The organism is Armatimonadota bacterium (assembly GCA_031459765.1).
Classification (GTDB): Bacteria; Sysuimicrobiota; Sysuimicrobiia; order Sysuimicrobiales; family Kaftiobacteriaceae; genus Kaftiobacterium; species Kaftiobacterium secundum.
The window spans coordinates 73934-99747 of record JAVKHY010000007.1 but is presented as its reverse complement, the minus strand read 5'-3'; the positions used below and the strand labels follow the sequence as shown (position 1 = coordinate 99747).

Below are 25814 nucleotides of genomic sequence, written 5' to 3'. Positions count from 1 at the left end.
CTCCCGGTAGCGGGGGCACGGACGTGCCGCGCGCCGTCCTGTGTTCTGTCCTGCCCGCGGGGTTCCTGCCGAAGTCGCAGGAGGCTACGGCCCGTGGCGCGCCAGAGCCAGACGGACCTGCGCCCCGTCCAGCTGCAGGGTGCGGGCCGGCTGCCCCGCCGGCACCCCCTCGCGCACCTCGACCGTCAGGGTCTCCCGCATGATGTACTCCCGGTGGGCGGCGAGCAGGTCCTGGAGCGGGCCCTCGTAGTGGAGCACGATGCGATCGTTCACGGCCAGGTTGAGCTCCTTGCGCAGGGTCTGCACCTGGTGCACCAGCTCGCGGGCCCGGCCTTCCAGCACCAGGTCGGGGGTCAACGCGGTCTCCAGGATGGCGAACTCCCCGTCGGCTCCTTCGGCGGCGTAGCCCCGGGTGCTCTGCATCCGGATCTCCAGCTCCTCCGGCGTCAGCACGACGTCCCGTCCGTCCACGGAGAGCCGGAGGCGGCCGTCGCGGGCCAGGGCCTGGAGGGCCGCGCCCGGATCGAGGGTCCGCAGCTGCCTGGCGATCGCCTGCACCACGGCGCCGTAGCGAGGGCCCAGGACCTCAAACCGCGGCTTGACTTCGAAGGTGACATAGCGGCCCGGGTCGTCCACGAACCGGACCGCCTTCACGTTCAGCTCGTCGGCCAGGATGTCCAGCAGGTCCGCCCGCTCCCGCAGCCCGGCGGACTTCGTGACGAGGAGCACGGCGGGCAGCGGCTGGCGGACCTTGAGTCTGGCCTGGCCGCGGGCGGCCCGTCCCAGGGTTACGAGACGGCGGACGGCGTCCATCTCGGCCTCCAGCTGGTCGTCGAGCCACGCCTCCACCGGTTCGGGAAAGTCGCAGAGGTGGACACTGACGGGGGCGTCGGGTTCGACGACCCGCACCAGGTCCTGGTACAGACGCTCCGCCAGGAACGGGATGAAGGGGGCGAGCAGGAGGGTCAGGGTCCGCATCGTCCGGTACAGCGTGTAGTACGCCGCCCGTTTGTCCTCGTCGGCCCCGCTCTTCCAGAAGCGGCGGCGCGACCGTCGCACGTACCAGTTGGAGAGGTCGTCGACGAAGGCTTCCAGGACCCGACTGGCGCCCTGGGGGTCGTAGTCGTCGAGACGCTCGGCGACCGTCCCGACGACACGGGTCAGGCGGGAGAGCAACCAGCGGTCCAGGGTCCCCACCTGGGGCGGCTGGCGGAGCAGGTCGCCGAGCTCGAAGGTCTCCAGGCTGGCGTAGGTCACCAGGAAGGCGAAGACGTTCCACAACGGGATGATGAAGCGCCGGCGGACGTCGTCCAGGATCCCATAGCCGAAGTTGAGGTTCTGGGCCGGGTTCTGGGACACGTACAACCAGCGCATCGTATCCACGCCGGCCCGATCGGCGGCCTCGTTGAACTCAATGGCGTTGCCCCAGGATTTGTGCATCTCGCGTCCCTGCTCGTCCCGCACCAGGCCGTGCCCGAGACAGGTCCGGAAGGGCTCCTCCGCGGCGAGGACGGCGGCCATGACCAGCAGCGAGTAGAACCAGTTGCGGTACTGACCGGGAAAGCTCTCCGTGATGAAATCGGCGGGGAACCACTGCCGCCAGTACGCCGGATCGGTGCGGTAGTGCAGCGTGCTCATGGAGACGATGCCGGCGTCCAGCCAGGGATTCCCCACGTCGGCGATGCGGCCGGTGGTGGCCCCGCACCGCGGACAGCGGATCTTCACCGCATCCACCCACGGCCGGTGGGGACTGTGGCCCTCGAAGGTCTCCCACCCTGCCACAGCCCGCTCCCGTAGCTCCTCGCGGGAGCCGATCACCTCAAAAGCGCCGCAGGAGGAGCACTCGTAGATGGGCAGAGCCAGTCCCCAGTACCGCTTCTTGCTGATCATCCAGTCGTGCATGTTGCGCAGCCAGTCCAGCTCCCGGTCCAGCCCGAAGCCCGGGATCCAGCGGATGCGCCGGGTGATGGCCATCAACTCCTCGCGGAGCGGATCCATCCGGATGAACCACTCGTCCACCAGCCGGAAGACCAGCTCGGTCCCGCACCGCCAGCAGACCGGATAGCGGTGGGTGTAGGGCTCCACCTTATACAGCCGGCCGGTGCGCGTCAGATAGTCGATGATCGGCCGGGCGGCCTCGTCGGTACGCAGGCCGGTCAGCTCACCGAACCCGGGGAGGAAGACGCCGTCCTCGTCGATCGGCGCGATGACCGGCAACCCGTGCTCCCTGCTCAGCTGGAAGTCCTCGGCGCCGCAGCCCGGAGCGATGTGCACGATGCCGGTGCCCTCGGCGCTGGTCACGTCCGACCAGGGGATGACCCGGTGCTCCACCCCCTGCTGAGGGGGCAGGTGATCGAAGGGTCCGCGGTAGCGCCGGCCGACCAGCGCCGCGCCCGGCAGGCGCTCCTCCACCTGGTACGGCCCCTGCAGCACGCCCAGGGCTCCTTCCTCGAGGTACAACGTCTCGCCGCCTTGGCGAACGCGCACATAGGTGAGCCCCGGATGGACGGCCGCCGCGACGTTGCTGGTGAGGGTCCAGGGCGTCGTCGTCCACACCAGCAGAGCGCTGTGCGGCTCGTCCAGGAGCGGCAGGCGCAGGAAGACGCCCCGATGCGTCACCTCCTTGTACCCTTCCGTGGCGATCTCGTGCTCGCTCAGGCCGGTGGCGCAGCGGGGACACCACGGCATGACGTCGTGGCCCTTGTAGATCAGCCCCCGCTCATGGCAGCGTTTGAGGAATCCCCAGATCTGGTAGTTGTTCTCGTCGGACAGCGTGAAGTAGGAGCCGCCGATCTCACGGTCTCCCAGCCGGCCGATGATCTGCTCGGCGCTCTGCCGGAGCCACCCCCCGCCCCGCACGGGCACCTCGACCGTCCGACGCGGGTCGGTCTTGACGGCCTCGGCCAGCCGCTCCAGATCCTGCGGGTCGTTCCAGTCCATCCACATCCCGAGCCTGAGGGACTGGCGGGTCTGGATCGCGGCATAGGTCAGGACGCGGTGCTTGCAGAGGTTGACGAAGGGCTCGATGCCGTAGCGCTCGATGTCGCGCTTGCTGGAGAAGCCCAGGTCCTTCTCCACCTCCACCTCTACCCACAGCCCCTGACAGTCGAAGCCGTTCTGGTAGCGCTGGCGGAAGCCACGCATCGTCCGGTAGCGCTGGAAGAGGTCTTTATAGGTCCGCCCCCAGGCGTGGTGCACGCCCATCGGGTTGTTGGCGGTGATCGGGCCGTCCAAAAAGGACCAGCGCCGCGGGGCGTTCTCGTTGCGCCGGAGGTACTGCTCGCGGACGCGGTGCGTCTCCCACCAGGCCAGGATCTCCCGCTCCATGGCCGGGAAGTCGACTTTTGAAGAGACGGGCTTGAAACGCGGCATCGGCCCCTCCAGAAAACAAACGATCCGCCCCTCCTGGGACGGATGACCGCGGTACCACCCAGCTTCCGGCGCTGCAGCGCCGGCGCTCCTCCGGAACAGAAGTCGACCCCGGATCAGGCCACCGGGCGACGGACCTCGATTCCGTCCTCCGTATAACGGTGGAGGGTCCGGCGGAGCCTACTGTCCGGTCCGGTTCGGTCCGCGGCTTCGGGGCGATCGTCCTCCGTCCGTCACCCGCCGGCTCTCACCCACTCCCGGCTCGCTTGGGGCCGGCGACGGAAACGCTGTCCCCGTCATCGCTGTTGTTGGTGAATTCTAGCACGCGGCGGAAAAGAGCGTCAACGGCGCACCCCCGCGAGCGGGGCGGCACCCGCCGCACGCGGGGCGTACCGACGGACCTCAGGCCACGGGGGCGGGAGTCACGGCCGCCTCGTCCCGCTCGCCGGTGCGGATCCGGTAGACGTGCTCCACGGGGAGGACGAAGACCTTGCCGTCCCCGACTTCGCCGGTCCGGGCCGCCGTAAGGATGGCCCGGACGGTCGGCTCGACGAAGTGATCTGAGACGCCGATCTCCAGGCGCACCTTCTCCGACAGCTCCATCTTCACGGTGGTCCCGCGGTAGGTGGCCACGCGCTCGGTCTCTCCGCCGTGCCCCTGCACCCGGCTGATGGTCACCCCGCGCACCTCGGCGCGAAAGAGGGCCTCAAGGACGTCGCTCAACTTCTCGGGGCGGATGATGGCGACGACGAGTCTCATGCGTGCTCCCTCGCCGGCGCGGTGGCGGGCGCGGCCACCGCGGGGCCGGCGTCCGGAAGAACCAGTACGGCCCCCTCCCCGGTGCCGTAGGCCTCCTCGCCGTGCTGCCCGACGTCCAGGCCCAACCCTTCATGGCTGGGGTCGGCGACCCGCAGGGGCATGAACAGCGCCAGGACTCTCAGGATGAGCGCGGTGCCCAGGGCGCTGTACAGGGCCGCGGCAACGACCGCGACCAGCTGCACGACGACCTGCAGTGGCGCGCCAAAGAGCAGCCCGTTCGCGGTCCCGTTCCAGATCTTCTGGGCCAGCACACCGGTGAGGACGGCACCGACGGTGCCGCCTACTCCGTGGGCGGCCAGCACGTCGAGGGAGTCGTCGAGGCGCGTCCGGGGCCGCCAGACGATGGCGGCGTAGCTGGGCAGCGCGGCCACCCCGCCCACCACGATCGCCGCCGCGGGGCTGACGAACCCGGCCGCCGGGGTGACGGCGACGAGCCCGACGACGATCGCCGTCGCGGCGCCCACCGCCGTGACCTTCCCGCCCCGCCGGAGGTCGAGCAGCGTCCAGACGACCAGGGTGGCGGCCGGGGCCAGCATGGTGTTGACAAAGGCCAGGGCGGCCGCCGCATTGGCGCCCAGCGCGCTGCCGGCATTGAAGCCGAACCACCCGAACCAGAGCAGGCCGGCGCCGAGCAGGGTGAACGGGACGTTGTGGGGCAGGATGGCCTGGCGGGCATAGTCCTTGCGCGGGCCGAGGGTGAGGGCGGCCACCACCGCCGCCGCTCCCGCATTGACGTGGACCACCGTGCCCCCCGCAAAGTCCAGGGCGCCGAGTCGCGCCAGCCATCCGCCGCCCCAGACCCAGTGGGCGATCGGTGCGTAGACGACCAGACTCCAGACCGTCAGGAACAGCAGGTAGGCGCGGAATCGCATGCGTTCGACGATGGCACCGGAAATCAGCGCCGCGGTGATCACGGCGAATGTCCCCTGATAGGCCATGAACAGCACGTGCGGGATGGACCCGCTCGGCTCCAGGCCGACCCCGCGCAGGAACAGCCGCGTGAGGCCGCCCAGCCACGGTCCCCCGGGCCCGAAGGCCAGGGAATAGCCCACCAACGCCCAGGCGATGGCGACACCGCCTAAAGCGGCAAAGCTCATCATCAGCGTGTTCAGCGCATTCTTGGCGCGCACGAGCCCGCCGTAAAAGAATCCCAGGGCGGGGGTCATGAGCAACACCAGAGCGGTGGCCACCAGCATCCAGGCCGTATCTGCGGCGTTCATCTCATCTCCCCAAGGCGTCATCCGGGCTGAGATTCCCGGACCAGAATAAAGAAACGCCTCCCCACAGAAGGCGTCCCGGCCCCGTCGCAACGAGAAAAGCCCCGCGGAAGCGGGGCTTCTCGGCCCAACGATCACATCGATTGTTTATCGCGTATATAGCATGACCGGGCGGTCCTGTCAACAGAATCCTCCGGGCCGTCCCCCGATGGCACCGGGGTGTCCGCCGAGGCGGCGCCCGCCTGCGCACGCCCGCGGCGGGAGGCGGCGGAAGTTTCCTTGAGCGGTCTCACCGGCTGCGCTACGATGAAACAGATGACCGTCGGACGAGAGATCTATCTGGACAACGCGGCCACGACCAGGCCCCACCCCGCCGTCGTCGAAGCGATGACGCAGGCGCTGACCGGGGAGTACGGCAACCCCTCCTCCCTCCACGGCAAGGGACTGGCGGCCGAACGGCTGGTACGCAGAGCGCGGGAAGCCGTGGCCCAGACCCTGGGCGTGGCGCCCGAGGAGATCGTCTTCACCTCGGGGGGCACCGAGTCCAACAGCCTGGCCATCCGCGGACTGGTCACGACCCTCGGACCCCACCGCCACCTCGTGACCACAGCCGTGGAGCACTCCTCGGTGCTGGTCCCGGTGCGCCGCCTCGCCGAGGAAGGCCACGCCGTGACCACCGTGCCCGTCGACGGCGCGGGGCGCGTGTCGGTTGAACGCATCGCGGCGGCGCTGCGCCCGGAGACGGTCCTTGTCTCGGTCATGGCGGTCAACAACGAACTGGGGACGATCCAGCCCATCGAGGAGATCGGGCGACTGTTGCGCTCCCGGACGACGCGCGGACGGCCGGTCTATCTGCACGTGGACGCCGTGCAGGCCTGGGGGAAGATCCCGCTGCGCCCGCGGGAGTGGGGGGTGGACCTTGTGACCCTCTCGGCCCACAAAGTCCACGGTCCCAAGGGTGTGGGGGCGCTCTACGTGCGCCGGGGGCTGCGCCTGACCCCGCTGCTGGGCGGCGGGGATCAGGAAGGCGGCGTGCGTCCCGGCACCGAGAACGTCCCCGGTATCGTCGGCATGGGCGCGGCCGCTTCGCTGCTCCTGGCCCACCTGGAGGAGGGCGCCCGGCGCATGACGGAGCTGCGCAACCGACTGCGCCGCGCCGTGGAGCAACTTCCCGACGTCCGCGTGAACACCCCTGAAGAGGGCGCGGCGCCCCACATCCTCAACGTCTCCTTCCGCGGAGTGCGGGGGGAGACGCTGCTGCACCGCCTGGAAATGGCCGGCGTGTTCGTCTCGACCGGCTCGGCCTGCCACGCCCGCGACCCGCACCCCAGCCACGTCCTGCAGGCCATCGGGCTGACCCCGGAGGAGAGCCGCAGCGCCCTGCGTTTCAGCCTCTCGCCCTTCACCACCGTCGAGGAGATCGACGACGCCGCGGCGGCGGTGGCGGAGGCCCTGCGGGACCTCCGGGCCCCGGTCCGCTGAGGCCGTGCCGACCTTTCTGCTCCGTTACGGCGAGATCGCCCTCAAGGGACAGAACCAGCCCCTCTTCCTCGAGGCCCTGACACGCAACGTGGTTCGCGCGATCGACGATCTGGGCCCCCACGAGGTGCGGACGGGCTTCGGTCGGATCTACGTCTCCATCGACGCCGATCCCGCCCTGGCCGTGGAACGACTGCGCAAGGTCTTCGGCATCGTCTCGCTCAGCCCGACCCGCGAGGTCCCCCCGGATCTCGACGCCGTCAAGACCGCGGCGGTGGCCATGGCGGAGGAGGCGCTGCGGCGCCGCCCGGAGGTGGCGACCTTCAAGGTGTCCACCCGACGCGCCGACAAACGGTTCCCCCTCACCTCGATGGAGCTCAGTCGCGAGGTCGGCCGCGCCATTCAGTCGCGCCTGCCCCGTCTGGCCGCCCGCATGCGCGACCCCGACCTCCTGGTGCAGATCGAGCTGCGCGATCGGGCATACCTCGCCACCGAGACCGTTCCCGGTCCGGGCGGCCTGCCCTACGGCACGGGGGGACACGTGCTGGCGCTGATCTCGGGCGGCATCGACAGCCCCGTGGCCGCCTGGTACGCCGCCCGCCGGGGCGCAGTGATCACCGCGGTGCACTTCCACAGTTTTCCCTTCACCAGCGACCGCGCCCGGGAGAAGGTCGTCGACCTCTGTCGCGTGCTGGCGGAATATACCGGCCCGCTGGACCTGTGGGTTGTCCATTTCACGGAGATCCAGCGGGCGGTGGCGGAGCGGGTCCCCGACGCCTTCCGCATCCTGGTGCTGCGGCGGATGATGATGCGCATCGCCGAGCGGATGGCCCGGCGGCTCGGTGCGCAGGCCCTGGTCACCGGGGAGAGTCTGGGCCAGGTCGCCAGTCAGACCCTGGAATCGCTCGCGGCGATCTCCGCCGTCACGCGCCTGCCGGTGTTGCGGCCGCTGATCGGCGCGGACAAGACCGAGATCATGGCCCGGGCCAGTGCCATCGGGACCTATGCCATTTCTATCCGGCCCTTCGAGGACTGCTGCAGCCTGTTCGTCCCGGCCCATCCGCGTACCCAGCCCACGGTGGAGGAAGTGGACCGTGCCGAAGCCCGCCTCACCGTCGAGGCGTTGGTGGACGATGCCCTGGCCCACAGCCGCCCTCTCCGGATCAGCCGCCACGGTGCGGCAGAAGCCGCTGCCGCTCCGCCCGCCGCGGCGCAGGGAACGCCTCCCCGAGGCGGGGAATTAGGATAGCCGGGGCGGCCGGGGAAACGTGGGGGGTCCTCAGGTGAAGGCCTGCGTCTACCTGGAGACCGGCTATTCCTCAAACTGGTCGGGGGGAATCCGCCGGGCCTTTGACAACCATCTCCGAGCCCTCAAGTCCGCCGGCGTCCAGGTGACCACCGACCCCGGCGAGGCCTTCGACCTCCTCCACCTCCATTCGGTGGGACCGGCATCCCTCTACCTCGCCGAGAAGTACAGCGGCCGCCGACCGCTGGTCATCCACAGCCACACCACCGCAGAGGACTTCGCCAACTCCTTCCGCATGAGCGACCAGATCGCACCGTACCTGGGGCGGTACCTGCGGTTCTTCTACGGGAAGGCCGATCTGCTCATCGCCCCCTCCCCATACGCCCGCGAGGTCCTCCGCCACTACGACCTCGACCGGCCCATTGAGGTCGTGAGCAACGGCGTGGATCTCCGCCGCTTCGCCCCCAGCCGGCGCAAGCGCCTCATCGGCCGCGCCCGTTTCGGGCTGGAGGGCGTCGTCCCCTTTTCCGTGGGGCTGGTCCTGCTGCGCAAGGGCGTGGATATCTTCTGCGAGGTGGGGCGGCTGCTCCCGGAGTTCACCCTGACCTGGTTCGGGCGCATCTCCAAGGCGGTGAAGCCCGAGACCCTCCGGGTCATCGAGTCCGCGCCGGAGAACGTCCGCTTCACCGGCTACGTCGAGGACGTGGTCGAAGCCTACGCCGCGGGCGACATCTTCTTCTTCCCCAGCACCGTGGAGAACGAAGGCATTGCCGTGCTGGAAGCCGCCGCCTGCGGCAAACCCCTCATCCTGCGCGACGCGCCCTGTTTCGCCGACCGCTTCATCGACGGCGTCAACTGCCTCAAGGGCACCACCCCGGAGGAGTTCGCCGCCCTCATTCGCCGCGTGGCCGAAGATCCCGACCTGGCCCGGCGCCTCTCCGAGGGCGCGCTGGAGCTGGCCCGGGCGCACTCGCTGGAAGTGGTGGGGCAGCGCCTGCGATCGATCTACAGCCGGCTGGTCTAGCGGTCCGACGTCTCCTTCGTCCACATCCCCGGCCCGGTGCCGTGGGCGGTCTTCTCCCAGGAGACTTCCCCGGTAATCGCACTGCGCACGTAGCGGTAGACGGCGAGGGGGAAGACCACCAGCCGGTGCAGCGAGAACACCGCCATCCGCGCCAGGGCCGCTGCGGCAGTCCACGGGCGCCGATACTCGCGGACTGCGGTCAGGAGGAGGGCGGTGCTCATCACCAGGGAGGACAGGGTCGTGATCCGCCGGGGAAGCTGCAGATACAGGACCACGCCGCCGGCCACGTCGATCAGCGCATAGAGGTAGGTGGTGAGGACGGCCATGGTCACGAGCAGCGCGCCGCCGAGGAAGAACAGCATGTCCAGGCGCTTGAACAGCGCCCCGTGCCCGAAGAGGATGGCCGGGAGGTGATCCCCCAGGCAGCGGATCGCCCCCTCGAACCAGCGCGTGCGCTGGCGCAGCAGGGCGCGCAGTCCCGGCACCGCCTCCTCCCACACCACCGCCTCATCGCAGTAGCGGATGGGCCAGCCGGCCAGGTGGAAGCGCACGGAGAGGTCGATATCCTCGGTCAGCGCTTCTTCGTTCCATCCGCCGACCTCATCCAGGGCCTCCCTCCGCAGCAGCAGGCCGTTGCCCGCGAAGCAGACGAGCCCGCCCAGGGCCCGGCGGCCCCGCTGGAGATTGGCCTGAAAGAGGCGGTACTCGTCATCCTGGACCTTGGTGACGCCATTCTGTCCGGCGTTGTAGAGCATCCGCCGCGCCTGCACGCCGCCGACGCCGGGTTCCAGCACGTAGGGCACCAGCTTGGCGAGGAAATCCGGCGCCACCCGGGCGTCGGCGTCGAACACCGCGATGAGGTCGGCCCGGGCCCGGGCGATCCCCAGATTGAGGGCCGCCGCCTTCCCCCGGCTGCCCTCGGGGGTCCTCACCACCGTGAGGGGGAATTCCGCGGCCAGGCGCTCCAGGATCTCCGCCGTACGGTCGGTAGAACGATCGTCCACGACGATGATCTCAAAGCGGCGGTGCCCCAGGGCGGCGTAGTCCAATGCGGCCAGACTCCGCACGGTGCCCTCGATCACCGCCTCCTCGTTCTTTGCCGGGACCACGATGCTCACCATCGGCCAGACCTCGGGGCACCCCGGAGGACGGGGCGCCGACCGGGCCAGGGCGCCCGTCAGGACGAGGAACACGCCGTAGGCGCCGGCGGAGATCAACGCGACCTGGATCCAGGTCACATCCACGAACAGGTACTGCAGCCAAGTGATGTCGCGGTAATGGGTGCTGGCCGCCACCGCGGCCAGCCAGAGGAGCCCCAGGGTAACCAGCACCAGGTGACGCACGGGGTCAGCCTCCCACCGCCGCCGCCCGCAGCCGCCCCAGTGTTCCGGCGTAGGGGGGCGTGGCGACCCCGGCGTCGGTGACGATCGCTGTGACCAGGTGGTGCGGGGTAATGTCGAAGGCCGGATTCATCGCGGCCACCCCCTCCGGGACGAGCCGTATCCCGGCCAGATGCGTGACCTCCTCGGGGGGCCGTTCCTCGATCGGGATGGCGTCCCCGTCGGCGGCGTCCGGATCCACGGTGCTGAGGGGGGCGGCGACAATGAAGGGGATCTCGTGGGCCCGGGCCAGCACGGCCAGGGTGTAGGTGCCGATCTTGTTGGCCACGTCGCCGTTGGCGGCGATGCGGTCCGCGCCCACAATCACCCGCTGGACGAGCCCGCGGCGCATCAACGCTCCCGCGGCGTTGTCGGTGATCACGGTGACGTCGATGCCCAGCCGCACCGCCTCCCAGGCCGTGAGCCGCGCCCCCTGGAGGACCGGCCGCGTCTCGCAGGCGAAGAGGCGGGGACGCAGCCCGCGCTCGTGGGCGGTGCGGATGATCCCGAAGGCGGTCCCGTAGTCCACCGTGGCCAGGGCCCCGGTGTTGCAGTAGGTGAGGATGCCCTCACCGGGCCGCAGCATCGCGGCGCCGAACTCCCCGATGGCCCGGTTGGCCCGCACGTCGTCGGCGGCGATGGCCTCGGCCTCCGCCAGCAGCGCCGCCCGGGCCTGCTCCACGGAGCCCGCCCGCTCCGCGGCCCGCAGCATGCGGGTCAGGGCCCAGGTCAGGTTGACCGCCGTCGGGCGGGAGGCGGCCAGCTGGCCGGCGGTCTCCCGCAGCCGGCCCAGGAACACCTCCAGGTCGGTGGCGGCGATCTCTCTGGCCCCGAGCACCAGACCGTACGCCGCCGCCGCGCCGAGGGCCGGCGCGCCGCGCACGCGGAGGTCTTTGATGGCCTGGACCACCTCCGCCGCGGTGGTGCAGGCCAGCAGACGCTCCTGGTGCGGCAGGGCCGTCTGGTCCAGCAGATACAGCGTATCGCGCTCCCAGCGCAGGCTCTTCACCATGTCCCCGCCATCGGTGCGCGGCATCCCTAGACGAAGGCGGGATGCCGGAGCGCCTGCAGTACCCTGTCGGGGGGGAGGCCCGACACCGCGACGGTCTTGTCCCGGCGGCCGAAGCCCCGCACCACCCGGACCTGCGCGGGCGGCACACCGACCGCCGCCGCGACGAGCCGGCAGACCGCGTCGTTGGCCCGCCCCTCGATCGGCGGTGCGGTCGTCTCCACGAGCAGGCGCCCCTGACGCCATCCCCGGATGCGGTCCCGCGCCGCCCGGGGGCTCACCCGCACGGCCAGCGCCGCCTCCGGAGGGCTACTGGAGGGGGAAGAGGGCGGAGTCGTCGCCGCTGCCCGCATCCGCCGTGATCGCCACATGCGCCGGGGTGAACAAGAAGATCTGCTCGCCCACGCGCAGCAGGTGGCCGTCCAGAGCGTAGGTCACCCCGCTGGTGAAGTCGACGATGCGCCGCGCCAGGTCCGGCGGCGTCCCCTGGAGGTTGACCACGATGGGTCGCCGCATCTTCAGGTAGTCGGCCCCGTCGCGGGCGTCGTCGAAGGTCCGGGGCTGCAGGACGACGATCTCCTGCTTCTGGGCGTGGAGATTGAGGAGCGTAGTCCGCCGTCGGGGGAGCTCCACGACCTCGCCGTTGGCGGCCGCGCCCTCGTCCTCCTGGTCGATTTCGCTGAAGCCGAGAAAGTTCATCAACCGCTGCATCGCGCCCAATCGGATTCCCCCCTGTCGGCCTTTCCCTCCTCCCCGCAAGCGGCCTCCCCCGCGGCCTCAGGTGACCACCCGTGGTCCGAAGATCGCCCGTCCGATGCGCACCATGGTCGCCCCCTCTTCAACGGCGACCTCGAAGTCGTCACTCATCCCCATGGAGAGGTGGGGCAGCGGTCCGATGAGCCGCCCCAGCTCCCCCCGCAACTCCCGCAACCGGCGGAACACGGCCCGCGCCGCCTCCGGGTCGCGGGCCGGCGGCGCGATCGTCATCAGTCCCGCGACGCGGACGCCGGGCAACCCGACCGCCTGGCGGGCCAGGGCGGCCAGCGCCTCGGGCGGGACACCGTGCCGACCCCCTTCCTCCGTCAGCTTCACCTGCAGCAACACGTCCAGCGGGCGCGAAGCCCGTCGGCTGAGCGCCGCCAGCAACGCCGCGCTATCCACGGAGTGGATGACCTCGAACAACGCCGCCGCGCGCGCCGCCTTGTTTCGCTGCAGGTGGCCCACGAGGTGCCAGCGGACCGCCGCGCCGAGGGCGGCGACCTTCGGGGCGGCTTCCTGCACCCGGCTCTCCCCCAGGTCGGCGACCCCGGCCGCCACCACCTCCCGGATGCGCTCGAGGGACACGCCCTTGGTCACAGCGACCAGGGTGATCTCCTCGGCCCTCCGACCGCTGCGCGCCGCCGCGGCGGCGATCCGGGCACGGACGCGGGACACCGCCGCGCCCACCCCGGTCCCGTCACGGTATTCTTCGGCGTCCACCCGTTCCCTCCGGGCCCCGGGGCACGGCGACGAGCGCCGCCATCCGACCGGTGGTCCGGTCCCGCCGGTAGGAGTAGAGGAGCTCCGGACGTTCGTAGGTGCACACTGCCAGCACCTCGATCCGCCCCGCGGCGAGGCCCGCGTCCGTGAGCTGGCGGATGCAGCTCGTGCGGAGGTCCAGCTGCCACCGTTCCCTCCCGTTGCGCCGAGCCACCTCAGGCCACCACGGCCACCGGCGCATCTGCTCGATGACCGGCTCGTCGACCTCGTAGTGACAGGGGCCGATGGAAGGCCCGATCGCCGCGACCACGTCCGCCGGACGGCCCCCCAACCGCGACAGCGCGCGGACGGCCTCGACCGGGATGCCGGCCGCCACGCCGCGCCACCCCGCATGGATCGCCGCGACCACCCCCCGCGAGGGATCGGCCAGCAGCAACGGCACGCAGTCGGCGCTGTGGACGGCGAGGACCGTTCCGGGCTCCAGGCTGACCAGCCCGTCGGCGCCGGGCACCATCCGCCCGCCGTCGCCCGCGGTGACGGCGGCGACGACCACGCCGTGCACCTGCTCCGCTTCGACGTGCCGGGCCGGATCGCACCCCAGCGCGCGCACCGCCGCGGCGCGGCGGGCGGCGACGGCGCGCGGATCGTCCCCCACCCCCCGGCTCATGTTCCCCGCGGCCCGCGTGGTGAAGGCGTGGGGAATGCCGGCGGCGCGGAGCAGGCCCGAGAAGAGGTACGGCGGCGCGGCCATCGGCGCGGCTCCCGACCGATCAGACGTACTTCTCGCGGACGACGGCGCTGAGGTAGTCCATGGCGGCGACCACGAGGGTGATCGCCCACACCGCGGTGGCAGCCTGCCGGTACTGGAGGAGGTTGATGTACTGCTGCAGGATGAAGCCGATCCCGCCGCCGCCGACGAAGCCGATCACGGTGGACATCCGGACGTTGGTATCCCAGCGGTAGATGGTGAAGGCGATGAAGGGCGGAACGATCTGCGGGATCACGGCATAGCGCACGACCTGGAGGGCACTGGCCCCGGTGGCCGTCACGGCCTCGATCGGTCCCGGATCGATGGACTCAATCTGTTCGGAGTACAGCTTGCCCAGCGCGGCGATGGAGTGCAGTCCCAGAGCCAGGACGCCGGCGAAGGGCCCCAGGCCTACCCAGACGGTGAAGACGATGGCCAGGATCAGCGGCTCGATCGACCGCATGATGTTGAAGAAGGAGCGGGTGAGGTAGTAGACGGTGGTCCCGACGGGATGCTTCGTCATCAGGTTGCGCGCCCCGAGGAAGGACAGCGGCACAGCCACGACGACGGCGATGGTCGTGCCCATCAGGGCCAGGAACACCGTCTCCACGATCTTCTGCCCGACGATGATCGCCGTGCGGCTCGGCCGCAGGGGCCCGACCGTCCACTCCACGACGACGCGCAGCCGCTGCTGGGCGCCGCGCGGCCCTGCCTCCGGTCCGCGGAACGCCTCGGGCACGATGATGGTCGTGCGGAACTCGCCCCGGGCGTCGGTCATGAGCCGGCCGACCTGCTGCGGATTGCCGATGGGGTTCACCCAGAACAGGGTGGCCAGCGCGTTGGGCCGGAACCCGGATCCGGCGACCTGCACCGGGGAGCCTACCGGCGCCACCCGGGTGGAGACCTGAAGCACGGGACCGCTGGGGGGCGGCAGCACTTCCGGGGCCACCTGGGGATCCACCGACATCGCCACCTCGACCTGCTGGCTCAGGCGCTGACGGGTCAGGACGTCGGGACGCGCCAGGTCGCGGATGAACGGCTGCACGAATTTGGCCCCGGTGATCAGCTCGGGCAGGTCGATCTGGGTCACCCGCCAGCCGTAGCCGTAGACCAGCAACAGCCCGGTCAGGAAGAGCAGGAACTTTCCGCTCGTAAACCAGGGGCGGGCCGGAGCCAGGCTCGGACGGGGAGCGAGCGCGTCCTGCTTCATGCGATCTCGACCTCCTCAGCCTCTTCGCCGTAGATCTCTTTGAAGCGCCGTTCGTCAATCTCCGCGGGCAGCCCGTCGAAGACGATCTCGCCGCCTTTGAGGGCCAGGATCCGCGTGCCGTAGCGCCGGGCCAGGCTGAGGAAGTGCAGGGCGCAGAGGACCGTGACCCCGTCCTTCTTGTTGAGTTCCTCCACGTACTTGAGCACGGAGTGGGAGGTGGCCGGATCGAGGCTGGCCACGGGCTCGTCCGCCAGGAGGAGCGTCGGTTCCTGCATGAGGGCCCGGGCGATCCCGACCCGCTGCTGCTGGCCGCCGCTCAGCTGGTCCGCCCGGGCCTGGGCTTTCTCCGGAATGCCGACGCGGTCAAGGTTGGCCATGGCCCGGGCCACCTCGTCCTTCGGGAAGTAGTTCATCAGCGCATAGGACGGCGGCAGGTACCCCAGGCGGCCGGTGAGGACGTTGGTCAGGACCGTGGAGCGCTTCACGAGGTTGAACTGCTGGAAGATCATCCCGATGGACCGACGCAGCCGCCGCATCTCCGCCTGGGAGAGGGCGGTGACCTCCACGTCGTCGATGTAGATCCTGCCCGTCGTGGGTTCGATCAGGCGGTTGATGCACCGCATGAGCGTGGATTTGCCCGAGCCGGAAAGCCCGATGATCACCACGAACTCCCCGGGCCGCACGGCAAAGGTGATGTCGCGCAGGGCCTGGGTCCCGTCGGGATAGATCTTGCTCACGTGCTCGAGCCGCAGCGCCGCCCCTCTCATCGGTCGCTCCACAGCGAACGTCGCTCCGCAGCAAAATGGGGAGGAAGGGTCTGCCCCTCCTCCCCATCATTTTATGTCAGCAGAGACGCCCCTACCGCGCGAGCTTGGCCAGATCCAGTCCAAGGTAGGTGGCGGCGTCGCGGATGGGCTGGAAGTACCAGTCGCCGATCGGGATGGTCACCTTCCCGCCGGCGCGGACGATCCGGGCCCGCGTCTCCTCGTCGAAGCGGATGCCGAGATTGCGCACCTGCTCCTCGCTGAGCACCACCCGGTCGGTGAGCCCCTCGATGCTGTACAGGTTGCGCAGGGCCTCCTTGCCCTCGGGGGTGGTGGCGATGCGCAGCAGACGGTCCTTGATCCTGGCCCGCAGCTCAGGGCTCAGCCGCGCGCTCAGGCTCCAGGTGTCGTTGGGGATGGGGTTGGTGTAGCCGATCACTTTGACCTTCTGCATGACGTCGGGGAACTGGGCCTGAATGTTGGTGCGGGCGTCCTCGAAGGTCGCCCCGCCGTCTACCTGCCCGCGGTAGATGGCCAGGATCACGTTGGGATGCGATCCGGCGAAGACGGTCTGGGAGAAGAAGCGGTCGGGATCGTAGCCCATCTTCTTCAGCATGGCCGCGGGGAAGAGATACCCCGAGGTCGAGGCGGGATCGACAAAGGCGAAGCGCTTCCCCCGCAGGTCCTCGATCTTGTTGATGTTGGCGTCGGCGCGGACGCTGATCTGCGCCCGGTAGTAGGGGAGGCCGAAGCGCACGGAGATGGCGGCCACCTCCACGTTGCACTTCTGGTGGGCCAGGACGTAGCTGAAGGGGTTCAGCGCTCCGATGTCGGCCCTCCCCGCGCACATCGCCTCGATGGCCGCGGTGTAGCTGGTGCTGACCACCGCCTCGACCGGCACGCCCAGCGCCACGCCGAGCATGCGGCCGATCTGCTGCCCGCTGAACAGGATGATGTCGGTTTCGCGCGAGGGTACGAACACCATGACCAGCTTCGTCTGGCCTGCGGCCGGAACCGGCGGCAGCGCCACCGCCGTCAGCGCGACGGCCAGTGCCACGGCCAGGAGCATGATGTACCTGAGCTGCCTCACTCCTGTCCCCTCCCTCACGACGTCAGCGTGGGATCCACCGACAGTGTTCTGGGCGGGAGAAGACCATTCCTCTGCGGGGCCCCGCTACCGATCGGGCGCGCCGCGGGCGGACAGCGGGACGAAGGCGCGCGGCGGCGGACCGGTGTAGTGCGCCCGCGGTCGGATGAGCCTGTCGCCGTACTGCTCCAGGGCGTGGGCGCACCAGCCGCTGACGCGGGAGGCGGCAAAGATGGAGGTGCAGAGGTCGATGGGAATGCCCAGGGCGTGGTAGACCACCGCGGAGAAGAAGTCCACGTTCACCGGCAGGTCGCTGATGCGGTGCATCGTCTCGTAGACCCGCACCGCGGTCTCGTACACCGGCGTCGTCCCGGCCTCGGCGCTGAGCCGGCGGGCCATCTCCTGCAGGACCCCGGCCCGCGGGTCGTCCACCCTGTAGACGGCATGCCCCCAGCCGGGGATGCGGTTCTCCGGACGGGCGCGCTCCTCGCGGGACAGCCGCGCCCGCTGGGCCCAGCGCTCTTCGATGTAAGCCGCGGCCCGCCCGGGGTCGCCGATGTCGAGCAACATCTCCAGGACGTCCTCGTTGGCCCCGCCGTGGCGCGGGCCCTTCAGCGTCCCGATCGCGGCGGTGATCGCCGAGTGCAGGTCGGTGAAGGTGGCCGCGGCGACGCGCGCGGCGAAGGTGCTGGCATTGATCTCATGGTCGGCGTGGAGCACGAAGATCATGTCCATCGTCCGCGCCGCCGTCGCCGTGGGCTGACGCCCGGTGAGGACGTACAGGAAGTTCGCCGCCGCGCTCCCCTCCGGCAGCGGCGGCACCGGAGGTCGCCCGGTGCGCAGCCGGTGCCACGTCGCCACCATCACCGGGACCTGCGCCGTCAGGCGCACGGCCTTGCGGAGGTTGGCCTCGCGGCTGTTGGACCTGGTGTCCGGATCGGACATGCCGGCCACCGAGACCGCGGTCCGCAGCGCCTCCAGCGGATGCGCCGACCGCGGGTAGGTCCGCATCGAGTCCAGGACCGCAGGCGGCAGCGCCCGGGCGGCGGCGAGCTCGGCGCTGAACCCCGACAGCTGCGCCGGCACGGGGAGTTCGCCGTACCAGAGCAGGTAGACGACCTCTTCGAAGGTGGCCTGGGTGGCCAGGTCCCGGATGTCGTATCCGCGGTAGGTCAGCAGACCTCGTTCCCCGTCCACGGTGCAGATGCTGGAGTTGACCGCGATGACGTCCTTCAACCCCGCCCTGAACTCCACCGCCATCTCCGGCCCCCCGAGAGGATCTTCCGCCCTATTGTACCAATGCCTGCGATCGTCGCAATGCGCGCAGACAGTGCGATCACCAGGCCAGCAGGACCCCGATGCCGTCCGGATCCTGCGTCAACCATCCGCCGGGCCCGCCCGCCTCGGCCACCGGGGCGCCGGCCGCCTGCAGGCGCCGCCGGGCGGCGAGCGCGTCGGCGCGGTCGGGCAGGCGCACGGTGAAATACCGCAGCCCGGGACCCTGCGGATCCCGCGGGGGAATCCCGGTTCCGGCCCAGATGTTCAGGCCGATGTGGTGGTGATAGCCGCCGGCGGAGAGGAAGAGCGCCCCGGGGTAGCCCCTCACCGTGACCTGGAAACCCAGCACCCCGGCGTAGAACCGCTCCGAACGCGCCAGATCGGCCACCCGGAGGTGGACATGTCCGATGCCGGTCCCCTGGGGCATCCCTTCCCACGGGCGCGCGTCCTGCGCCAGCAGGTCCTCCAGATCGAGCGCCGTTGTGCCCATGGCCAACCTCCCGTCCCGGGTGGGCCAGCGCTCCCGCGGGCGGTCGGCGTAGAGTTCGATCCCGTTTCCCTCGGGGTCGTGGAGATACACCGCCTCGCTGACGCCGTGGTCCGAGGCGCCCTCGATGGCCGCCCCCGCGCCGATGAGGTGGCGCACCGCCCGGGCGAGATCGGCCCGGGTGGGGAGCAGGAGGGCGAAGTGATAGAGCCCCGCCGTCGGCCGGCGCCTGGCCCCCGGCGCGGCGCTGAGGATGAGGACGGCTGAAGGGCTCCCGGTGGCGCACAGGATGATCTCGTCCTCGCTGCGGCGGGCTACCTGGAAGCCCAGGACATCCCGATAGAACCCGAGCGCGGCGGCGAGATCGGCGACAGCCAGGGCCACCGGGCCCAGGGAGGTCGCCGCAGGCAACATTCGGGACGACGTTTCCATCTCCTCAAGAAACGGCCCGGGGGAGGGGGATCCCTCCCCGGGCCACAGCGGTCCCGCCGGCCTACGGCGTCGGGCGGGTCAGCACTTGGAGAACCCGCAGGTCCGACAGGTGGCGCAGCCGTTCTCGTGCACGAGCGAGTCGCCGCAGTCCGGACAGACCCCGACAAATTCCAGCCGCGCGGCCAGGTCCGCCCGCTCCTGCTCGGCATGCCCGTTTCCCCCATGGGCGTCGCCGTTGCCCCCGGCCACGGGCGCGGGCGGCATGAGCTGCCCCTGCAGGGCGCCGGGCGGCAGGGTGCGGGGAGCGAACCGCAGCGACTCCTGGCGGACCCGGCTCGGTTCGGGGAGGACGTCCGCCCGAGGGAACTCCTTGTCCGGCCGGAAGGAGTCTCCGTAGAGCGCCCGGCCCAGGGCCAGCCCCACGGCCTGGGCGATGGTGGTGACCCGCACCACGGTCCCGTCGGCGCTGCGGTCGAAGGCGACCTCCTTGCTCTGCACGCGCCACAACTGCTCGATCACCTCGCGGGGGTCCACCCCCGCGCGCAGGGCCAGGGACGCCAGCCGCCCGCAGGCTTCGGCCTCGACGTCCAGGGAATGCACGAAGACCTCGTTCACGCCCCACTCGTCCTCGTTGACGACGACATAGATCCGTCCCCGCGGCGTCTCGATCCGCTCGGTGCGGCCGGAGGTGACCTTCGGGCGGGGTCGGGGGACGGCGCGCGGCGGCCCGACGGGTTCAGAGAGCGCCACCGCGGCCTGCGGCGCCGGGGCGGCCAGGGTCCCGGCGGCCTGGGCCTGCTGCTCGGTGAGCAGAATCCCTTCGCGACTGCCTTCGCGATACACCGTGATCCCTTTGCACCCCATCTTCCAGGCCAGAAAGTAGATCCGCTCCACCTCTTCCGGTGGGGTATCCCTCGGGAGATTGACCGTACTGCTGATGGAGTGGTCGATATGTTTCTGGATCGTGGCCTGCATCTTCACCCGCATCTCGGCCCTGATCTGATGCGCGGTGACGAAGTACGGGGGGAGATCCGTCTCCTTCTCCACCTCGTACCGCTCCATGTACTCGCGCACCAGCGGGTGGTACACCTTGAAGGTGTCCTGCGAGAGCGACTCGGATCGGCGGACATAGGAGAGGTCAAAGATCGGCTCGATGCCGCTGGTCACCCCGGCCAGGGCCGCGCCGCTGCCCACCGGCGGCACGGTGAGCAGGGCGACGTTGCGCAGGCCGTGGGCTCGGATGCGCTCCAGCAGGGAGGGGGCCAGCTGCTGGAGGAACGGCGAGCGCAGGTGCGCCTCGAGGTCGAAGGCCGGGAAGACGCCTTTCTCCTCGGCCAGATTCACACTCTCGTCGTAGACGATGTGCTTGATACGGTCGAAGAGTTTGTCCACAAAGGCGATGGCCTCGTCCGTGTCGTACTTCAGGCCGAGCTTGATGAGCATATCGCCCAGCCCGGTGAACCCCACCCCGATGCGCCGCGACTTGAGGCTGGCCTCCCGCTGCTCGGGCAGGGGATGCCGGTCCGCGTTGTAGTCCAGGACGTTGTCCAGAAACCGCGTCGCGTAGCGGAGCGTCGGTTCCAGCGCCTCCCAGTCCACGCGCGCCGTGCTGGTGAAGGGGTCGCGGACCGCGGCGGCCAGGTTCACATTCCCCAGACAGCAGTTGCCGTAGGGTTCCAGCGGGATCTCGCTGCACGGGTTGGTGGTGATGACCTCCATCCCGTTGTACTCGGAGGTGGACCAGCGCTTGATCTGGTCCCAGAAGATCAACCCCGGCTCGGCGTAGTCCCGCGCCCCGCGGATCAGCTCGGTCCACAACTCACGGGCCCGGATGGTCCGGCGCACGTCGGCCCGCTCGTTGCGGAACTCCAGGGTGAACTCCCCGTCGCTCTCCACGGCCCGCATGAAGGCGTCGCTCACGCGCACGCTGATGTTGGCGTAGCGCACCCGGTCCAGGTTGCGTTTGACCCGGACGAAGTCCAGGACGTCGGGGTGGGTGTCCCGGATGGTGATCATCAGGGCGCCGCGCCGGCCGGACTGCCCGATCGTCCCCGTGGTCAGGGAGAACAGCTCCATGAAGGAGACCGAGCCCGTGCTGCTGCGGGCGGCGTTGTTGACCGGCGCCCCCCGCGGCCGCAGCACGCTGATGTCGGTCCCCACCCCGCCGCCCAGGGAGTAGGTGCGTGCCGCCTCCTTCATCCAGTCGAAGATGGCCTCGATGCTGTCGTCGCGCACGGGGATGACGTAACAGTTGAGCATCGTCACGCGCTTCGGATTCCCGGCCCCGTGCATGATCCGGCCGCCGGGAATGAAGCGGAAGTCGCGCAGCAGCCAGGTGAACTTCTCCTCCCACTCCCGGCGCCGCTCCGGGGTGCGCTCCACGGAGGCCAGCGCGCGGGCGATGCGGGCCCACATCTCCTCCGGGGTGCGCTCCAGCACCTGGCCCTCCGCCGAGCGCAGCGCGTATTTGTCGTGGAAGACCCGGGCCCGCAGCTCGTCGCCGCGGAAATAGGCCAGGGTCTCGGGGGGCAGGTCGGCGGTGGGCTGGGTTGCGACGGCGTCGGCGTCCACGGGAGTCACCCCTTCCGCAAGATCATGGCCCCACCCCGGCGGCGTGTCCGGGGGTGGGTCGTACGGGCCCTACGGCGTCGGTTTCGTCGAGCCGGCCTCTACGGTGAGCAGGGGGACCTGAGCGCGCTGCTCTTCCTCCCGCCGCTTCCGTTCCTTGAGAGTGGCGGCCTCTTCCACGAGCATGTCCACGTCGCGGAAGCGGCGGTGCTCGGAGGCGAACCGGACATAGGCCACATCGTCGAGCCGCCGCAGCCGCTCCATCACCAGGGCGCCAATCTGCAGGGTGCTGACCTCGTGCTCGCCCCGGTTCATGACCTCCCGTTCGACCTCGGTGACGATGCGTTCCAGGTCGTCCATGCTCACCGGCCGCTTGCCGCAGGCCAACACCAGTCCCTTGAGGATCTTGTTCCGGTCGAAGGGCTCCCGCCGACCGTCGCGCTTGACCACCATCACGGGCACGTGGTCCATCCGCTCGTAGGTCGTGAACCGCCGGGAGCAGGCCAGGCACTCACGGCGCCGGCGGATGGCGCTGCCGTCCTCCACCGGCCGGGAGTCCAGGACCTTGCTCTCCTCGTGCGCGCAGTAGGGGCACTTCATGCGGACAGGCTCCACAAGATATAGAAGCAGTACCGATTCTATGCCCCAACCCATGGGGTGTCAACCGCCCAAAACACCCGCCCGCCGGGGGCTTTGGGCGCCTGGGGGAGGTGCCGCCCGGCCGGGGGCCTCCGGGCGGGGTCCTCTAGCCTCGGGCGGCGGCGGCCTCCGTCCGGAGGAGGCGGACGGCGGCCGCCAGGGCCAGGGCCGTGGCCGCAGCCGTGGTGACCAGGGTGAGTCCCAGGGCGATCCAGCTCTCCCCGCCCAGGAGGATCTGGCGGAACACGAAGACGGCGTTCAGTCCCGGCGCCAGGTAGGTCCACCACACCTCCGCCCACCCCTCCAGGAAGGGGGCGGCCATTGCCGGCAGCGAGAGCAGGAGGTAGACGGGCGTGAAGTACTGCTGCGCCTCCCGGATCCCCCGGGCATAGATCGACAGCGCCAGCTGCAGGGCGCTGAGAAACGAGACCAGGGCGAACGCCACCAGGAGCATCAGCACGGCCGGGCCCGCGGAGATGACGACGGCCGCGCGCTCCAGTTCGCTGATCCCCCACCCCGCTCCCAACCGCAGGGTGGCCAGGGTGGTGGCAATGACCATGAACACGGCCACCGACGAGGCCGCCGTGACCGCCAGGAACTTTCCGGCGACCAACTGCCACCGGCTCGGAGGGGTGACCAGGAGGGCTTCGAGGGTCCGGCGCTCCTTTTCCCCGGCGCCCAGGTCCAGCGCGGCGTACTGCCCGCCCAGCACCGCCCACACGGAGATGAAGAAAGGCAGCAGTCCGGCCAGGAGGACGGCACCCAGGCGCCGCTCGTCGGCGACGTTTTCGGCACTCAACCGGACCGGCGTCAGGTCCGCACGGGACAACCCCCGCGCCCGCAGCCGGGGCTCGGTCAGGCCGGCGTTGAACAGGGCCACCGTCTCCTGAAGGCGCTGCCGGGCCAGCACGGACTCCGCCCGGCCCTCATCGTAGAGGACGGTGATCTGGACCGGACCGCGGGCCAGCCGCGCGGAGAAGTCCGAGGGCACCCGCAGCACCGCATCCACCTCGCCGTCGAGCAGCGCCCGGCGGGGGTCGGCGGCGCCGGCGACGGCAATGAGGCGCCGTCGGACCCCCAGGCCGACCAGCTCCCGGGCGGCGCGGCCGTTCACCACGGCCACGACCGCCGGGGCCTCTTCCCGCTCGCGCTGCTGGCGCTGGGACAGGAAGGGAATGCCCAGGGTCACGATGGGCATCATGACCACCGGCAGCAACAGCGCCACGATGACGGTCCGCCGGTCGCGGATTGTCTCCAGCACCTCCTTGGCAAACACCGCGGCGATGACGCGGAGCTCCTCGCCCGGGCGCCGGCGGAGCGCGGGGCTGCCGGGCCGGTCGCCGATCATCGGAAGGGAACTCGCAGGGGAACGGCGCTCAGGACGAACACCAGCAGCAGGGCCAGTCCGACGACGATGCGCCCGGGGCTCGGCGGGGAGACGTCGTCAAGAGGACCCGGGTGGCCCCGACGCACCAGCAGGAGGATGACCACGGCCATCAGCCAGTACCCGAGCACGGCCGCGGCGGCCACGGCCACCCAGGACAGGATCATGTGCAGCCTCGGGCCGAGCAGGGCGCGGACGGCATGCCCGCCGTCCAGCATCCCGGCGGGAAGCAGATTGAGGCTCGTGACCAGCAGCCCGATCCATCCGGCGAAGAGGATCGGGTGACCCAGCACGACCGCGCCCTCCGGCGGACGGAGGATGGCGCGGATGAGCCACTGCAGGATGAGCGGATCGGGCAAATTGATCCCCTCGAATCCCGCCGGGCTGATGACGAAGGAGCGGGCCACGCCGACGGCGAGGATGGGGAGGCAGACGAGAAAACCGGCCAGCGGTCCGGCCGCGGCCACATCGAGCAGGGCGTCCCGGTTGGGCGCGGGGGTGCGGGTGATGATGACCGCGCCCATCGTGCCGAACGGCGGGCCCATGGGGATGAAGTACGGCAGGGAGCTGTCCACGCCCCGGATGATCGAAAAGACCTTGTGGCCCATCTCATGCGTGACCAGGATGAGCATGAGGGGAAGCGAAAAGGCCAGCCCGCCGCCCACGGCGCTGCGCAGGTAGCCGCCTTCGATCAGCCCGCCGCTGTTCATGTATCCCGCAAGGAACGTGGTCAACAGCGTGGCCAGGAACAGGGCCAGGTTCAGGGACCACCGCCACCGTCCCGGCTCCGGACGCGGGACCAGGCTCAGCACCATCCGCCCCTGACGCCGGCGCAGCAGCGGGAGATACCCCAGGGGCGCCACCCGCTCGCGCAGGACCAGGAAGCGCTCCTTGGCGTCGGGAACCGGCAGGAGGGCAAAGGCGGGCATCCCGCGGTCGTAGACGACCTCGCCGATGGGGAACACCGCCTCCACCAGCCGCCGCAGTTCCTCCGCCCGCACCCACACCCCGGTCTCCATTGGCACCCTTCATGATACGGGTGTCCCGGGCAAAGGAGTAGGGGGGCGAAACGCGCCCCCCCGGGCTCCTGCCGCTGTCCGCGGCCGCCCTCAGCGGCGGCGCAGGAAGGCGGGAATGTCCAGGTCGTTGATCAGGGTCTTCACCCCGTTGTCGACCTCGTCGCGCTCCAGCAGCTCCGGCTCTTCCTTGCGCCGGGCGGCGTCGAACCCGGTGGCGATGACCGTGATGCGGACCTCGCCGTCCACCTTGTCGTCGATCACGGCACCGAAGATGATGTTGGCCTCGGGGTCGGCGGCGTCCTTGATGATCTGCGCCGCCTCGCTGACCTCCAGCAGCCCGAGGTCCAGCCCGCCGGTGACGTTGATCAGGACCCCGCGGGCCCCCTGCATCGAGGTCTCCAGCAGCGGACTGCTGATCGCCGCCTGGGCGGCGCGGATGGCCCGATCCTCCCCGCCGGCCACACCGATGCCGATCAGCGCCGAGCCCGCCTCGTGCATGATCGTCCGCACGTCGGCGAAGTCCAGGTTGATCAGTCCCGGCACGGTGATCAGGTCGGCGATCCCCTGCACACCCTGGCGCAGGACGTCGTCCGCGGTGCGGAAGGCCTCGATCACCGTCGCCGACCGGTCGATGATCTGCAGCAGCCGGTCGTTGGGAATCGTGATCAGCGTGTTGACCTTCTGCTTCAGCCGGGTCACGCCGTCCTCGGCCGCCTGCGCGCGCCGCCGGCCTTCGAAGGAGAAGGGCTTGGTCACGACGCCGATGGTCAGCGCATTCAGCTGCCGGGCGACCTCGGCGACGATGGGCGCGCCCCCCGTCCCCGTCCCGCCCCCCATGCCGGCGGTGACGAAGACCATGTCCGCGCCCTCCAGGGCCTCGGTGAGGTCTTCCTTGCTCTCTTCCGCCGCCTGGCGCCCGACCTCCGGATCCCCGCCGGCGCCGAGCCCTTTGGTCAGCTTGCTGCCGATATGAATCTTCTTGTCGGCGTTACTCATAGCCAGGGCCTGGGCGTCGGTGTTGATGGCGATGAACTCGACCCCGCGCAGCCCCGCGTTGATCATACGGTTCACCGCGTTGCTCCCGCCGCCGCCGACCCCGACCACCTTGATCGCCGCGTACCTGCGGAGATCGCGATCAATCTGCGCCATCGTCCCCTGCCCCCTTTGGACCGTGTGG

General features: G+C 70.4%; 22 protein-coding genes. 3 read left to right on the top strand and 19 right to left on the bottom strand.

Annotated features, from left to right (window positions below):
• Positions 1-84: 84 nt before the first annotated feature.
• From QN141_09645 to QN141_09635, 3 genes are all read right to left on the bottom strand, one after another.
• Entirely contained in the window at positions 85-3372 is a 3288-nt protein-coding gene (locus QN141_09645) for a class I tRNA ligase family protein (GenBank protein ID MDR7558738.1), read from the bottom strand.
• A 399-nt stretch (positions 3373-3771) separates the two neighbouring features.
• Positions 3772-4128, bottom strand: a complete 357-nt coding sequence (locus QN141_09640) for a P-II family nitrogen regulator (GenBank protein MDR7558737.1) — start codon at positions 4126-4128, stop codon at positions 3772-3774.
• Complete coding sequence (locus QN141_09635) at positions 4125-5408, bottom strand: ammonium transporter (protein ID MDR7558736.1); 1284 nt, start codon at positions 5406-5408, stop codon at positions 4125-4127. The genes QN141_09640 and QN141_09635 overlap by 4 nt, the downstream gene beginning before the upstream one ends.
• A gap of 312 nt (positions 5409-5720) precedes the next feature.
• Here QN141_09635 and QN141_09630 point away from each other — a divergent pair, with 312 nt between their 5' ends.
• Genes QN141_09630 through QN141_09620 form a run of 3 tightly spaced genes read left to right on the top strand, consistent with a single transcriptional unit; the run spans position 5721 to position 9154 of the window.
• Positions 5721-6887, top strand: a complete 1167-nt coding sequence (locus tag QN141_09630) for a cysteine desulfurase family protein (GenBank protein MDR7558735.1) — start codon at positions 5721-5723, stop codon at positions 6885-6887.
• A 4-nt stretch (positions 6888-6891) separates the two neighbouring features.
• Positions 6892-8133: a tRNA uracil 4-sulfurtransferase ThiI gene (gene thiI, locus QN141_09625; protein ID MDR7558734.1), complete on the top strand. Its 1242-nt coding sequence runs from the start codon at positions 6892-6894 to the stop codon at positions 8131-8133.
• A gap of 34 nt (positions 8134-8167) precedes the next feature.
• Complete coding sequence (locus QN141_09620; GenBank protein MDR7558733.1) at positions 8168-9154, top strand: glycosyltransferase; 987 nt, start codon at positions 8168-8170, stop codon at positions 9152-9154.
• Here the strand turns inward: QN141_09620 and QN141_09615 are convergent.
• The 16 genes from QN141_09615 to ftsZ all read right to left on the bottom strand — a co-directional run bounded on the left by QN141_09615 (position 9151) and on the right by ftsZ (position 25786).
• Positions 9151-10497, bottom strand: a complete 1347-nt coding sequence (locus tag QN141_09615) for a glycosyltransferase family 2 protein (protein ID MDR7558732.1) — start codon at positions 10495-10497, stop codon at positions 9151-9153. The genes QN141_09620 and QN141_09615 overlap by 4 nt on opposite strands.
• A gap of 4 nt (positions 10498-10501) precedes the next feature.
• Positions 10502-11542 carry an S-methyl-5-thioribose-1-phosphate isomerase gene (gene mtnA, locus QN141_09610; GenBank protein MDR7558731.1) on the bottom strand — a complete coding sequence of 347 codons (1041 nt, stop codon included), beginning with the start codon at positions 11540-11542 and terminating at the stop codon, positions 10502-10504.
• A gap of 29 nt (positions 11543-11571) precedes the next feature.
• A complete protein-coding gene (locus QN141_09605; protein MDR7558730.1) occupies positions 11572-11829 on the bottom strand; it encodes a DUF167 domain-containing protein in 258 nt (85 codons plus the stop codon).
• Between the two features lie 22 nt (positions 11830-11851).
• Complete coding sequence (gene sepF / locus QN141_09600) at positions 11852-12253, bottom strand: cell division protein SepF (GenBank protein ID MDR7558729.1); 402 nt, start codon at positions 12251-12253, stop codon at positions 11852-11854.
• 66 nt (positions 12254-12319) lie between these two features.
• The gene (locus QN141_09595) at positions 12320-13021 is read right to left on the bottom strand and encodes a YggS family pyridoxal phosphate-dependent enzyme (GenBank protein ID MDR7558728.1); all 702 of its coding nucleotides are present in this window, start codon (positions 13019-13021) and stop codon (positions 12320-12322) included.
• Complete coding sequence (pgeF, locus tag QN141_09590; protein ID MDR7558727.1) at positions 12999-13772, bottom strand: peptidoglycan editing factor PgeF; 774 nt, start codon at positions 13770-13772, stop codon at positions 12999-13001. The genes QN141_09595 and pgeF overlap by 23 nt, the downstream gene beginning before the upstream one ends.
• A 19-nt stretch (positions 13773-13791) precedes the next feature.
• Positions 13792-14979 (bottom strand): phosphonate ABC transporter, permease protein PhnE, encoded by a 1188-nt coding sequence (phnE, locus tag QN141_09585; GenBank protein ID MDR7558726.1) that lies wholly within the window; start codon positions 14977-14979, stop codon positions 13792-13794.
• Positions 14976-15746 carry a phosphonate ABC transporter ATP-binding protein gene (gene phnC / locus QN141_09580; protein MDR7558725.1) on the bottom strand — a complete coding sequence of 257 codons (771 nt, stop codon included), beginning with the start codon at positions 15744-15746 and terminating at the stop codon, positions 14976-14978. The genes phnE and phnC overlap by 4 nt, the downstream gene beginning before the upstream one ends.
• Positions 15747-15837: 91 nt before the next feature.
• Positions 15838-16833: a phosphate/phosphite/phosphonate ABC transporter substrate-binding protein gene (locus QN141_09575; GenBank protein ID MDR7558724.1), complete on the bottom strand. Its 996-nt coding sequence runs from the start codon at positions 16831-16833 to the stop codon at positions 15838-15840.
• Positions 16834-16917: 84 nt separating this feature from the next.
• Positions 16918-18090 (bottom strand): citrate/2-methylcitrate synthase, encoded by a 1173-nt coding sequence (locus QN141_09570; protein ID MDR7558723.1) that lies wholly within the window; start codon positions 18088-18090, stop codon positions 16918-16920.
• Between the two features lie 76 nt (positions 18091-18166).
• Complete coding sequence (locus QN141_09565; protein MDR7558722.1) at positions 18167-19027, bottom strand: VOC family protein; 861 nt, start codon at positions 19025-19027, stop codon at positions 18167-18169.
• 78 nt (positions 19028-19105) lie between these two features.
• Positions 19106-21598 (bottom strand): adenosylcobalamin-dependent ribonucleoside-diphosphate reductase, encoded by a 2493-nt coding sequence (locus QN141_09560; GenBank protein MDR7558721.1) that lies wholly within the window; start codon positions 21596-21598, stop codon positions 19106-19108.
• 69 nt (positions 21599-21667) lie between these two features.
• Positions 21668-22195 (bottom strand): transcriptional regulator NrdR, encoded by a 528-nt coding sequence (gene nrdR, locus QN141_09555; protein MDR7558720.1) that lies wholly within the window; start codon positions 22193-22195, stop codon positions 21668-21670.
• Between the two features lie 145 nt (positions 22196-22340).
• Positions 22341-23582 (bottom strand): ABC transporter permease subunit, encoded by a 1242-nt coding sequence (locus QN141_09550; protein MDR7558719.1) that lies wholly within the window; start codon positions 23580-23582, stop codon positions 22341-22343.
• Positions 23579-24637 (bottom strand): site-2 protease family protein, encoded by a 1059-nt coding sequence (locus tag QN141_09545; GenBank protein MDR7558718.1) that lies wholly within the window; start codon positions 24635-24637, stop codon positions 23579-23581. Before QN141_09545 ends, QN141_09550 begins: the two co-directional genes overlap by 4 nt.
• 90 nt (positions 24638-24727) lie before the next feature.
• The gene (gene ftsZ, locus QN141_09540) at positions 24728-25786 is read right to left on the bottom strand and encodes a cell division protein FtsZ (GenBank protein ID MDR7558717.1); all 1059 of its coding nucleotides are present in this window, start codon (positions 25784-25786) and stop codon (positions 24728-24730) included.
• Positions 25787-25814 lie beyond the last annotated feature (28 nt).

Excerpts from the sequence above, each read along its gene's own strand:
- QN141_09645 (MDR7558738.1), bottom strand. The coding sequence starts at position 3,372 with ATGCCGCGTTTCAAGCCCGTCTCTTCAAAAGTCGACTTCCCGGCCATG.
- pgeF (MDR7558727.1), bottom strand. The coding sequence starts at position 13,772 with ATGGCCGCGCCGCCGTACCTCTTCTCGGGCCTGCTCCGCGCCGCCGGC.
- QN141_09635 (MDR7558736.1), bottom strand. The coding sequence starts at position 5,408 with ATGAACGCCGCAGATACGGCCTGGATGCTGGTGGCCACCGCTCTGGTG.
- ftsZ (MDR7558717.1), bottom strand. The coding sequence starts at position 25,786 with ATGGCGCAGATTGATCGCGATCTCCGCAGGTACGCGGCGATCAAGGTG.
- QN141_09640 (MDR7558737.1), bottom strand. The coding sequence starts at position 4,128 with ATGAGACTCGTCGTCGCCATCATCCGCCCCGAGAAGTTGAGCGACGTC.
- nrdR (MDR7558720.1), bottom strand. The coding sequence starts at position 22,195 with ATGAAGTGCCCCTACTGCGCGCACGAGGAGAGCAAGGTCCTGGACTCC.
- QN141_09630 (MDR7558735.1), top strand. The coding sequence starts at position 5,721 with ATGACCGTCGGACGAGAGATCTATCTGGACAACGCGGCCACGACCAGG.
- phnC (MDR7558725.1), bottom strand. The coding sequence starts at position 15,746 with ATGAGAGGGGCGGCGCTGCGGCTCGAGCACGTGAGCAAGATCTATCCC.
- QN141_09545 (MDR7558718.1), bottom strand. The coding sequence starts at position 24,637 with ATGGAGACCGGGGTGTGGGTGCGGGCGGAGGAACTGCGGCGGCTGGTG.
- phnE (MDR7558726.1), bottom strand. The coding sequence starts at position 14,979 with ATGAAGCAGGACGCGCTCGCTCCCCGTCCGAGCCTGGCTCCGGCCCGC.
- QN141_09570 (MDR7558723.1), bottom strand. The coding sequence starts at position 18,090 with ATGGCGGTGGAGTTCAGGGCGGGGTTGAAGGACGTCATCGCGGTCAAC.
- QN141_09565 (MDR7558722.1), bottom strand. The coding sequence starts at position 19,027 with ATGGAAACGTCGTCCCGAATGTTGCCTGCGGCGACCTCCCTGGGCCCG.
- QN141_09550 (MDR7558719.1), bottom strand. The coding sequence starts at position 23,582 with ATGATCGGCGACCGGCCCGGCAGCCCCGCGCTCCGCCGGCGCCCGGGC.
- sepF (MDR7558729.1), bottom strand. The coding sequence starts at position 12,253 with ATGCAGCGGTTGATGAACTTTCTCGGCTTCAGCGAAATCGACCAGGAG.